General features: G+C 72.5%; 10 protein-coding genes and 2 pseudogenes. 6 read left to right on the top strand and 6 right to left on the bottom strand.

The features are described 5' to 3' along the window. The 5 genes and pseudogenes from AB8Z75_RS25560 to AB8Z75_RS25540 form a co-directional block, all read right to left on the bottom strand. Positions 1-386: pseudogene (locus AB8Z75_RS25560) on the bottom strand (hypothetical protein); the annotation flags it as partial. 143 nt (positions 387-529) lie between these two features. Further along, positions 530-742, bottom strand: a pseudogene (locus tag AB8Z75_RS25555) (gas vesicle protein GvpG); the annotation flags it as partial. A gap of 1 nt (position 743) precedes the next feature. Beyond that, positions 744-1,526 carry a GvpL/GvpF family gas vesicle protein gene (locus AB8Z75_RS25550; RefSeq protein ID WP_369205877.1) on the bottom strand — a complete coding sequence of 261 codons (783 nt, stop codon included), beginning with the start codon at positions 1,524-1,526 and terminating at the stop codon, positions 744-746. Between the two features lie 2 nt (positions 1,527-1,528). After that, the gene (gene gvpJ, locus AB8Z75_RS25545; protein WP_369205875.1) at positions 1,529-2,059 is read right to left on the bottom strand and encodes a gas vesicle protein GvpJ; all 531 of its coding nucleotides are present in this window, start codon (positions 2,057-2,059) and stop codon (positions 1,529-1,531) included. Positions 2,060-2,094: 35 nt separating this feature from the next. Next, complete coding sequence (locus tag AB8Z75_RS25540; RefSeq protein ID WP_369205873.1) at positions 2,095-2,505, bottom strand: gas vesicle protein; 411 nt, start codon at positions 2,503-2,505, stop codon at positions 2,095-2,097. 260 nt (positions 2,506-2,765) lie between these two features. On the opposite strand from AB8Z75_RS25540, the gene AB8Z75_RS25535 reads away from it, so the two are divergent. From AB8Z75_RS25535 to AB8Z75_RS25515, 5 genes are all read left to right on the top strand, one after another. Further along, positions 2,766-3,617 (top strand): cytochrome c oxidase subunit II, encoded by an 852-nt coding sequence (locus AB8Z75_RS25535; RefSeq protein WP_369205871.1) that lies wholly within the window; start codon positions 2,766-2,768, stop codon positions 3,615-3,617. Continuing rightward, a complete protein-coding gene (locus AB8Z75_RS25530) occupies positions 3,614-5,299 on the top strand; it encodes a cbb3-type cytochrome c oxidase subunit I (RefSeq protein ID WP_369205869.1) in 1,686 nt (561 codons plus the stop codon). Before AB8Z75_RS25535 ends, AB8Z75_RS25530 begins: the two co-directional genes overlap by 4 nt. Then, on the top strand, positions 5,296-5,679 hold the full coding sequence (locus tag AB8Z75_RS25525) for a hypothetical protein (protein ID WP_369205867.1): 384 nt from the start codon (positions 5,296-5,298) through the stop codon (positions 5,677-5,679). Before AB8Z75_RS25530 ends, AB8Z75_RS25525 begins: the two co-directional genes overlap by 4 nt. After that, entirely contained in the window at positions 5,676-6,224 is a 549-nt protein-coding gene (locus tag AB8Z75_RS25520; RefSeq protein WP_369205865.1) for a hypothetical protein, read from the top strand. Before AB8Z75_RS25525 ends, AB8Z75_RS25520 begins: the two co-directional genes overlap by 4 nt. Before the next feature lie 165 nt (positions 6,225-6,389). Continuing rightward, positions 6,390-8,051, top strand: coding sequence for a cytochrome bc complex cytochrome b subunit (locus AB8Z75_RS25515; protein WP_369205863.1), 1,662 nt, complete (start codon positions 6,390-6,392; stop codon positions 8,049-8,051). On the opposite strand, the gene AB8Z75_RS25510 is transcribed toward AB8Z75_RS25515, so the two are convergent. After that, positions 7,978-9,249 carry an MFS transporter gene (locus tag AB8Z75_RS25510; RefSeq protein ID WP_369205861.1) on the bottom strand — a complete coding sequence of 424 codons (1,272 nt, stop codon included), beginning with the start codon at positions 9,247-9,249 and terminating at the stop codon, positions 7,978-7,980. The two genes, AB8Z75_RS25515 and AB8Z75_RS25510, sit on opposite strands and share 74 nt — an antisense overlap. A gap of 70 nt (positions 9,250-9,319) precedes the next feature. Between AB8Z75_RS25510 and AB8Z75_RS25505 the strand changes: the two genes are divergently transcribed. Beyond that, complete coding sequence (locus AB8Z75_RS25505; protein ID WP_369205859.1) at positions 9,320-10,102, top strand: helix-turn-helix transcriptional regulator; 783 nt, start codon at positions 9,320-9,322, stop codon at positions 10,100-10,102. Positions 10,103-10,251: the final 149 nt, after the last annotated feature.

Below are 10,251 nucleotides of genomic sequence, written 5' to 3'. Positions count from 1 at the left end.
CCCTCGTCCCCGCCCCCGTCATCGTCGTCGGCCTGCTGCCCGTCCTGTCCGTCCTGCCCGTCCTGTCCGCCCTGGCCGCCGAGGCGGTCCGTACGGGCGCGCAGGGAGTCGGTCAGGCTTTCGATACGGCGGTTGGCGACCGAGCCGGCCGCGGTGCGGGCCGCGGCCATCATCTGGTCCTTGACCTGGTCGGCCAGCTCCTCGAACTGCGGGGTCTCGGTGATCTTCCGGACGCCTTTGCTGATCAGCTCCTGCGGGTCGAGGCCGAGACGGCGTCCCGCCACCAGCGACCCGACCGCGAGGGCCAGCTTGGCCTTCTTCGTACGGCCGAGGAGATAGCCACCCGCTACCCCCGCGAGGACGGCCGTCTTGCAACTGTCGTTCATGCCTGATCCCTTGGGTTCGGTGACGTCTCGGTCACGACGGACGCGGTGTGTGCGGCGGACGCGGCGTGTGTGGCGGGCAGGGTGTGCGCGGTGGGCGTGGTCACGGTGCGGGTGCCGGCCGCGGCGCTCGGTGCGCGCTGTTCCAGCAGGTCGAGCAGGCGTTCCTCCTCCCGCTCGAACTCCTCCTCGGTGAGCTCTTCCTCCTCGTACGCCCGGTTGAGCTCGCCGAGCTGTGCCCGGATCGTCGCCGGGTCGTACAGTTCCTGCTCCGCGACGTCGAGCAGCCGGCCCGCCACCCACCCCACGCCCCGCACGGGCGCCAGCGGCAGCAGCAGAACGCCGCTGAACAGCCCCACGTCAGCCCCCCACGGCGGCGGGCCGGACGGCGGAGCTGTCGGGGGAAGAGGGCGCTTCCCCTTCCTGGGGAACGAAGCTGTAGCACGGCAGCGGGCCCGTCAGGCGCAGCTCCACCCGCTCCCGGTGCGCGGTCGCGAAGTGCTCCACCGCCGCCCGGAACCGCTCGCTGCGTGCCTGCGGGACGAGGAACGAGGCGTTGAGGACGTACCCGGGGACCTCCGGGCCCCGCACGACCTCGTCGGCAAGCCGGACCAGCTCGCGCAGCGCCTCGTCGGCGGCCTCGGTGGCCCGGCGGGCCAGGCCCTCGGCGACCGCCTGTCCGAGCCGCACGTTGCCCTCGTAGGACGGCCGGCGCCGCACGTCCTCCGCGAGCCGCCGCACCCCCGCGTCGTCCCGCACGAGGGCTTCGACAGCGGACTGGACCGGCATCGCCTTGAGGTTCATCTCGGTGCGGCGGTCGAGGCGCCTGAGCGCCGCGAGGTGGGTCGGTGCCGCCGCACGGACGGCGCGCTCGACCGCGGTCGCGTCCTCGGCGACCATGCCGAACCGCATCGGCAGCACGGGCGCCTCGGCTCCCAGCGCGGTCAGCAGTTCCTGGTGGGCCATCAGGTCGCGGCGGCGCGCCCGCAGGTCGGGCGGTACGTCGCTGACGAGGGCCGCGAGCTCGCCCACCGGGAGAAGCCTGACCCGGGCCTGAGGCCTGCCCACGCCCCGGGTGGAGGGCGGGAGGGCGCGGTCGGCGTGCACGATGCCGTAGACGTAGAGCCGGGAACGGGTGGTCATGGTCACGCCTCCTGGGGGCGCCGGGTGGCGCGGCTTCCGGCCCGGGAGCCGGAAGCCGCTCGGGAGCCGGAGCCGGAGCCGGAGCCGGAGCCGGAACGGCGTCGTGCGCGGGGCGCCTCCTCGTGCTCCGCCTCGTCGGATTCGTCGTATTCCTCGCGCTCGATGTCGTCGTCGTCCTCGTCGTCGCCCATGCCGATGGCGTCCTTGACCTTGCCGCCCACCGACCTGGCGGCCTTCTTGGCGCCGCCCTTGGCCACGCCGCCGGACAGGCCGGCGAACAGGTCGGGCACCGTGCGGCTGGACGCGTCCTGGTTGAGGTCGAGCCGGTTGCAGACCTCGGCGAAGCGGAGGTAGGTGTCGACACTGGCGACCACGATGCGGGCGTCGATCTTGAGGATCTCGATCCCCACGAGCGAGACCCGCACGAAGATGTCGATCACCATGCCGCGGTCGAGGATCAGTTCGAGGACGTCGTAGAGGGTCCCGGCGCGCGGGACGCAGACCGCGGCCTCGTTGTAGGTGGTGGTCGTCATGGCTGGCTCTCCCTCTCGGACGGGCACCGGCGACGTCAGTCGTCGCTCGCGCCGCGCCGGTAGCGCCGGATGCGTCGGTACTGGGCGAGGTGGCCCTTGCTGTCGAGCTCCACCTCGTAGGTCGCCAGCAGGCTGGTGGTGTCGGGGATGCGTGGCACCTCCAGCACGTCGACGTGCACCCGCCAGCCCTTCTCGGCCCTGCGCACGGCCGAGACGCCCTCGGCCTCGTGCCCGATCAGCCGGGTGAGGCTCCGGGACGCGCGCCGCGCGGCCTCCTCGGGCCCCTTGGACGCGGTGGCGGACGCCGATGTGGAGCCGCTCCTGTCGGCGGTCTTCGAGGAGGTCTTCGAAGCGCTCTTCGTGGCGCTCCTCGAAGCCGACCCGGAGGCGGACTTCGAGGCGGATTTCGCGGCGGGTCGGGCCCGCTGTGCACGTTGCTCCGGCATGTGCACAGTCTGTTCAGCGGTGGTCACCCTCGGCATCCGGTGCTGATCCATCCGGGGCGGGCTGTCGCGCGGGTGGCGCACCGCCGCGAGGGCAGGGGCGTCCCCGGAGGCCGCTGCCGTCCCCGCCTTCCGGGCCGGGGGTCCCCCTTGGCGGTGCCGTGCCCGGCGGGGTCCCGGTGTGTCTGGTGGGGCCCGCCGGGCAGCCATGCGTACGGTTTCCCCGCATACCGGGCATAGAGCGCGGTGCGGGAGGAGCCAGCATGGAACAGCGGCGCGTCTTCGCTCAGGTCCTCACCGTGGAGACGGTGATCGCCGGAGTGGTGTTTCTCCTGGTGCTGGCGGCGCTGCTCTACTCGCTGGTCCGGCGGCGCGCGGGAGCCGGAGTCGGCCCCTCGCCCCGCTCCGAGCGCCTGCGGCTGGAAGGCGGCTACCTCGCCGTGCTGGTCGTCATCGCGGCGGGCCTCGTGGTGTACACCGCCTCGGCCAACGACTGGATGCACCCGGGCGGCGACGCCCAGGCCGCGGGGCGCGGCGGCGGGAAGGCCGCCCCCGTCGAGGTGGACGTGACCGCCTTCCAGTGGTGCTGGAGATTCACCCACCCCACCCCGGGCGCCCACCAAGCCGCGGACGGCGGGCATGGGCGTGAGCCCGGGCGCGAGCGTGAGGCCGGGTACGGGCGCGAGCGTGGGCCCGGGCACGGGCGTGAGCCCGGGCATGGGCGTGAGGCCGGGTACGGCCCCGACGGTGCGCACACGCGGGGCGGGGACCGCGCACAGGCGGCCACCACCACAGCGAACTGCCGCGACGGCCGGCTGCCCACCCTCGTCGTGCCCACGGGGCGGACCGTGCGGATCAAGCTGACCTCACAGGACGTCATCCACTCCCTCTGGGTCCCCGCCCTCCGCTACAAGATGGACGCCTTCCCCGACCACACCAACAGCTTCACCTTCACCCTGGATGAGGAGGGCCGCTGGATCGGCCGGTGCGCCGAGTTCTGCGGCGACCGCCACCACGCCATGGAGTTCTGGCTCAAGGCCGTCTCCCCCGAGGAGTACGACGACTGGGTCTCCCACCACCAGCAGAACGGTCCCCCCTCCGGAGCGGCGGCATGACCCTGGCTCCCGACCCGCCCGCCGACTCCCCGCCCCAGGACGCCCAGCCCGCAGGGGCGTCCAGAGCGGTACGCCCCGCCTCCTGGCTCGGCTGGCTGACCACCACCGACCACAAGCGCGTCGGGCTGCTCACCATGGCGACCGCGGTGGTCCTGTTCTTCCTCATGGGCGTCCTCGCGCTGCTGATGCGCAGTCAGCTCGCGCAGCCCGACCAGAACTTCTTCGGCTCGTCGCTGTACAACCAGATGTTCAGCATCCACGGCTCCGGCATGATCTACCTGGTCATGACCCCCTTCGCCATCGGGCTCGGGGTCTACCTGGTGCCGCTCCAGATCGGCGCGCCTGCCGTCGCCATGCCGCGCGCGACTTTGTTCGGGTACTGGCTCTACGCGCTCGGGGCCGTCCTGATGCTCTCCGGCTTCGCCATGCCGACCGGCGCGCACGCGGACGGCTGGTTCTCCTACCCGCCGATGGCCAGTTCGACCTACTCGCCAGGCGACGGCACCCCGCTGTGGATCGTCGGCGTCTTCATGGCCACCGTCGGTGCGCTGCTGATGGGCTGGGCGGTGCTGTGGACCGCGCTGCGCAAGCGGGCCCGGGGCATGACGATGCTGCGGATGCCCGTCTTCACCTGGTCGATGATCGCCGCCACCCTGATGGTGATCGGCGCCTTCCCCGCGCTGCTGGCCGCGCTGGTCATGCTCGCCGTAGGAAGGGCCGAACCCTCGGTCTTCGACTCGAACGCGTGGAACATCGGCTACCAGCACCTGTTCTGGTTCTACGGCCACCCGGTGGTCTACGTGATGTTCTTCCCCTACCTGGGCGCCGTCGGCGAGGTGCTGGCCGTCTTCTCCCGGCGCCGGTTCTTCGGCTACAAGGGCACGGTCGTCTCCCTGCTCGTCTTCGCGGCGCTGTCGATGAGCGTGTGGGGCCACCACATGTTCGCCACGGGACAGGCGACCAACGACTACTACTCGCTGACCTCGATCGCCCTTCTCGTGCCCGCGGGCATCGAGTACTTCGCCCTGGTGGGGACGGTGCTCGGCGGGCGTCTCGTCTTCCGCACCCCCATGCTGTTCGCGCTGGCGTTCATCCCGCAGTTCCTCATCGGCGGCCTCACCGGCATCATGGTCGGCACCCCGGCCCTCGACTACCACGTGACGGACAGCTACTTCATCGTCGCCCACCTGCACTACGTGCTCTTCGCCGGCAGCGCCTTCGGCCTCTTCGCCGCCGTCTACTTCTGGTTCCCGAAGGTGACCGGGCTGATGCTGGACGAGCGGCTCGGGCGCGTCCACTTCGCCCTGATGGTCATCGGCACCAACCTGACGTTCCTGCCGATGTTCGGGCTCGGCTACCTGGGCATGCCGCGCCGGGTCGCCACCTACCCCGAGTGGGCGGGTTTCGGGCTGCTCAACCTGCTGGCCTCCATCGGCGCGGGGTTCCTCGCCGCCGCGATGATCGCCTTCGTCCTCAACCTCCAGCAGGCGTTCAGACGGCGTGTGGCGGCACCCGCCGACCCCTGGCAGGGCAACTCCCTGGAGTGGGCCGCCACCTCTCCGCCGCCGCGGTACAACTTCACCACCGCACACCCGCTTCCCCCCATCACCAGCAACGCGCCTCTCCTCGACGCCCGGATGCGGCACGGACGGCACCGGGCACCGCGCGGGGAGGACGCGTGAGCGGGCCCGCGCGGCGCTGGTGCGAGCGCCACCCCGGTGCCGTGGTCGTGGGCGGCTGGGCGTGCCTCAACGCCGTGCTGCTCGGCGTCCTGACCGCCTACGGCGAAAGCGCACTGGCGCTGCTGCTGTGGGCGGGGGCCTTCGTCGTCCTGCTGCTGGCGGCCTGCGCCGTGCTGGTCTCCTGCTCCTGCGGCCCGCTGGAGCTGACGCGCTACCGGGTGCCGGACACCGGCGGAGCCGCCGTCCTCCTCTCCGCGTGCGGGCTGGCCGTGGGCGGGCTGATGTTCGTCTTCGGCTCCTGGCTGGTCGTCATCGCGGGACCGCTCCTCCTCGTCGCCGCGGTCCTCGCCCTCAGGCGGCGGAGCCGGGGGAGCGCATGACGGCACCTCACCACGGCGCGGCCGTCTGGACGATGGGCGGGACGGGAGTGCTGCTGTCCGCCGTGCTGCCGTGCCTCCTCCTCGCCGTGCGGGACCGTCCGCCGTTGGGCGGGATGGCGCGGCGGCTCTCCCCGCCGCCGGGCGCCGCCCTGAGCGGGTTCGTCCTCGTGCACGCGGCGGTCACGCTCGCGGAGAGCTTCCTTCAGATGGGCGCGGTGGTCAGCGCGGCGCTGTACGCCGTGCTGGTGGCCGCCGGGCTGGCGTTCTGGCTGCCCGTCCTCGGCCCGGGCAGACGGCTGGGCGACGCGGGGCGCTGCCTCTACCTCTTCGTCGGAGCCCCCCTGCTGGACATCCCGGTGGTGGCGACGTTCGCCCGCGGGCACGCGGCGGGCGGCCTGGCCATGATCGTCGGCATGCTGCCGGTCGGGATCATCGCGGCGGCCCTGACCTGGCGGTGGATCACGGCCGAGGAGCGCGCGCGACAGCGGGAGGAAACCGCACCCCAACCGGCGCGGGCCCGGCCGGCCCACGTCGCCGAGCCGTGAGCACACCCCGCGCGCCCCTCGCCGGTCCCGGTGCGCGCCTTCGCCGGGGGAGGGCGGCGCGTGCAGGCTGCGCCGCCCCGGGACCGCTGCAAGGGCGACCGGCAGGACTCCCACGGGAGACGCCGGCGCCACCACCACGAGACAGCGGCCAGGAGGCGAGCACACGTGCTGCTCTTGCGACGGAAGGCGCGGCAGGCGAGACGGCGGGAGCGGGCCGTGCGGGCCTCCCGGGTGCTGGACAAGCGCCTGCCGCTGATGGAGGCCGGAAAGGAACTCCTCCGCAAGGCGTTCCCCGACCACTGGTCCTTCCTGCTCGGTGAGATCGCCCTCTACAGCTTCCTCGTCCTCGTGCTCACCGGCAGCTACCTGACGTTCTTCTTCCACGCCGACATGGCGGAGAAGCCGTACCACGGGGCGTACATCCCGCTGCGGGGCGTCAACACCTCCGAGGCGTACGCGTCGGTGCTGCGCATCTGCTTCGAGATCCGGGGCGGGCAGCTCATCCGGCAGATCCACCACTGGGGCGCCCTGGTGTTCGTGGCCGCGATCGGGATCCATCTGCTGCGCATCTTCTTCACCGGCGCCTTCCGGCGGCCCCGCGAGGTGAACTGGCTCATCGGAGTGACGCTGTTCGGGCTCTCGCTCCTGGAGGGGTTCGCCGGCTACTCCCTCCCGGACGACCTGCTGTCCGGCACCGGGCTGCGCACCTTCCAGGGCATCATGATGTCGATCCCGGTCATCGGCACCTACGTCAGCTTCTTCGTCTTCGGCGGGCAGTTCCCCGGGCACGAGATCGTCCCACGGCTGTTCATCTCGCACGTCCTGTTCATCCCCGGCGTGCTCATCGCGCTGATCACCGTGCACCTGTTCCTGGTCGTCTACCTGAAACACACCCAGTGGCCGGGGAGGGGCAGGACGAACCGGAACGTGGTCGGCAAGCCGATGGTGCCGCAGTACGCGGCCAAGTCCATCGGGCTCTTCCTCGCGGTGTTCGGTCTGCTGACGCTGCTGGCGGCCACCTTGCAGATCAACCCCATCTGGACCTTCGGGCCGTACCGTGCCGATCAGGCGAGCATCAACTCCCAGCCGGACTGGTACGTCGGGTTCATCGAGGGGGCGCTGCGGCTGATGCCGCAGGCGGAGACCAGGCTGTGGGGGCACACCGTGGTCTGGGACGCCTTCGTCCCCGGAGTCGTCATCCCCTCGCTGCTGTTCCTCGTCCTGTACGCCTATCCGTTCCTCGAACGGTGGGTCACCGGGAACTGGAAGGAGCACCACCTGTGCGACCGGCCGCGCAACCAGCCCACCCGCACGGGGCTCGGCGTCGCCGGCGTCACCACGTACGCCGTGCTGCTGGCCGCGGGCGGGCAGGACGTGCTGTCCCTGCTGTTCACCTGGCCGATCGAGTCCCTGACGTGGATCTTCAGGGGTGCGTTCTTCCTGGCTCCTCCGCTCGCCTTCTGGGCGACCAAGAGAGTGTGCCTCGGGCTGCAGGCCCAGGACCGTGTGCGGCTGCGCACCGGAGACGGCGCCGGAGAGGTGCGACAGATCGCGGGCGGCTACCAGGAGGCGCGGACGCCGCTGGCCGGTGCCGAGCAGCACACGATCCTGGTGAAGGACACCCCGCCGCGGCTGGCGGCCGACGAGGCGCGGCAGACGGGGAGTCTGCGCAGGCATCTGTACTTCTGGTACTACGGCGAGCGCGTGGAACCCGACCGCACGCCGAAACAGCGGCGCGTCGTGAAGAAGATCCTCACCCCGCCGGAGGAGCCGGAGGAGCCGGAGGAGCCGGAGGGGAAGGCGAAGCAAGAGGCGGGCGGGAGGTAGTCCCGCCGTCCGTCCGCGTCGGCCGGGGCCGTCCTGGCTCCGGCAGGGTGCGGGCCAGCAGCCACGCCAGCGCGGGCATGGCGATCAGCGGGGCCAGCGCCGTCTGGAGCGACGTGGCGTCGGCGAGGGCCCCGACGCCGGGTCCGGCCAGACCGCCGACGCTGACCGTCAGGCCCAGAGTGACCCCGCTGGCGGTCCCCACGCGCGTGGGCAGGTAGTCCTGTCCGAGGGTGACCTGGAGGGAGAAGGGGACGTACAGCCCCGCCGACGTCAGCGCCACGCACACGTACAGCCCCGGGCCGGGCACGAACACCGTTCCGGCGACGGCCGCCACCGCGACCAGGTAGGCCCAGCGGACCACGGCCACCCGGCCCCACCGGTTGGCCAGGTTGCCGCCGAGCACCGTGCCCACCGCACCCCCGAGGTACAGGACGAACAGCGCGGCCGTACCCGCCGGCGTACCGCCCCCGGTGCGCTCCTGCGCGAAGAGCGAGAGGAACGTGCTCAGTCCGACGAAAGCGACCGACCGGCAGATCACCACCAGCGACAGACGGACGAAGGAGCGCATGTCGTCGGTGCCGGGGCGCGGCGCGGCACCGTCCGCGCTCCGGCCCGAGGCCCCCAGCGCACGTGCGGCGGGCAGATACAGCGCGCCGCCGAGAACCGCGGGCAGCACGAACAAGGGGGAGTACCCCAGCCCACCGAGACCGGCGACGGCGGCCACCATGAGGGGGGCCACGGCGAACCCGACGTTGCCGCCGAGGGAGAACCAGCCCATCGCCGAATGCCGCCCCCGGCTCGCGAGCCGCGCCACGCGGGCCGACTCGGGGTGGTAGGCCGCCACTCCGATGCCGGAGACGGCCACGCACAGCAGCGTCAACGCGTAGGACGCGCTCAGCCCGCTCAGCGCGATCCCCCAACCGGCGAGGAGCGTGCTGGCGGGCAGCAGCCACGGCAGCGCCCGCCTGTCGGTGAGCGCGCCGAAGAGGGGCTGGGCGACGGAGGAGAGGAGGGAGGCGGCGAGGACGAGGCCCGAGGCCGCGGCGTAGGAGTAGGCGCGTTCGGCGACGAAGAACGGGACGAGGGCCGCCACGGCGCCCTGGTAGACGTCCACGCAACCGTGCCCGACGGACAGCAGGGCGAGGGCCGGCCTGCCCCTTCCCTCGCCCGACGCGCTGCCCCGGGTGTTTCCCGGCATGTTTTTCCGCACGGCGCCCACGATCCGTGCTCGAACGGTTGTCCCGCTTTCGATAAGCTGCCAACCACTGATGGAAATCCGCCAGATCGACCGGACGCCACGGGCCGGCCACGGCCACCAGGTCCGCCACGAGGCCAGCGCGCCCACCCGCTCCCGGTGGCTGACGCCGGGCGAGGTCATCGACGCGCACCGACACGACGACCACCAGATCGTCTACGCCGCCCGCGGAGTCGTCCTGGTCACCACCGACGGCGGGTCCTGGGTCGCGCCGGCCAACCGCGCCCTGTGGGTCCCCGCGGGCACCGTGCACGCACACCAGGCCCGCGGCGACTTGGAACTGCACTTCCTCGGCCTGCCCGCGGCCGTCAACCCGCTCGGCCTGGACAGACCGACGGCGCTGAGCGTCAGCCCGCTGCTGCGCGAACTGCTGCGCGCCTCCACCCGCTCCCCCCTCGACGGCAGCGACGAGCGGCGACGGCTGCGGGCCGTGCTGCTGGACCAGTTGCGGGCCTCACCGCAGCAGCCGCTGCACCTTCCCGCGCCCACCGTCGAGCGGCTCCAGGCCGTGTGCGACCTGCTGTACGCGGACCCGGCCGACAACCGCACACTGGCCCAACTGGGCAGCCAGGTCGGTGCGAGCGCCCGCACCCTCTCCCGGCTCTTCCGCAGCGACCTGGGTATGACGTTCCCGCAGTGGCGCACCCAACTGCGGCTGCACCACGCGCTGCTGCTGCTCGCCGAGCACACCCCCGTCACCACGGTGGCGCACCGGTGCGGCTGGTCGTCGGCGAGCGCCTTCATCGACGTCTTCGGGCGCGTCTTCGGCCACACCCCGGGGGCGCACAGGACCTGACAGGCCGAGGCCGCCCCGGCTTCACCTGGCGACGTCCCATGCGAACTCCCGCGCCGTCAGAGGACGGTCGGCGCAGACGATCGCGGTGAGCTCGTGCCGCGTTTCCTGCTGCGGGGCCGCGGACGGGTCCGGCGGGGCGGGGGCGGAGG

Source organism: Streptomyces sp. PU-14G (assembly GCF_041028275.1).
Lineage (GTDB): Bacteria > Actinomycetota > Actinomycetes > Streptomycetales > Streptomycetaceae > Streptomyces.
Note: the sequence above shows the minus strand (reverse complement) of the source record. Positions and strands in the feature narration are given on the sequence as shown.

Coding starts and splice junctions, on each gene's coding strand:
- gvpJ (WP_369205875.1), bottom strand. CDS start 2,059: ATGACGACCACCACCTACAACGAGGCCGCGGTCTGCGTCCCGCGCGCC.
- AB8Z75_RS25510 (WP_369205861.1), bottom strand. CDS start 9,249: ATGCCGGGAAACACCCGGGGCAGCGCGTCGGGCGAGGGAAGGGGCAGG.
- AB8Z75_RS25505 (WP_369205859.1), top strand. CDS start 9,320: ATGGAAATCCGCCAGATCGACCGGACGCCACGGGCCGGCCACGGCCAC.
- AB8Z75_RS25540 (WP_369205873.1), bottom strand. CDS start 2,505: ATGCCGGAGCAACGTGCACAGCGGGCCCGACCCGCCGCGAAATCCGCC.
- AB8Z75_RS25520 (WP_369205865.1), top strand. CDS start 5,676: ATGACGGCACCTCACCACGGCGCGGCCGTCTGGACGATGGGCGGGACG.
- AB8Z75_RS25530 (WP_369205869.1), top strand. CDS start 3,614: ATGACCCTGGCTCCCGACCCGCCCGCCGACTCCCCGCCCCAGGACGCC.
- AB8Z75_RS25550 (WP_369205877.1), bottom strand. CDS start 1,526: ATGACCACCCGTTCCCGGCTCTACGTCTACGGCATCGTGCACGCCGAC.
- AB8Z75_RS25535 (WP_369205871.1), top strand. CDS start 2,766: ATGGAACAGCGGCGCGTCTTCGCTCAGGTCCTCACCGTGGAGACGGTG.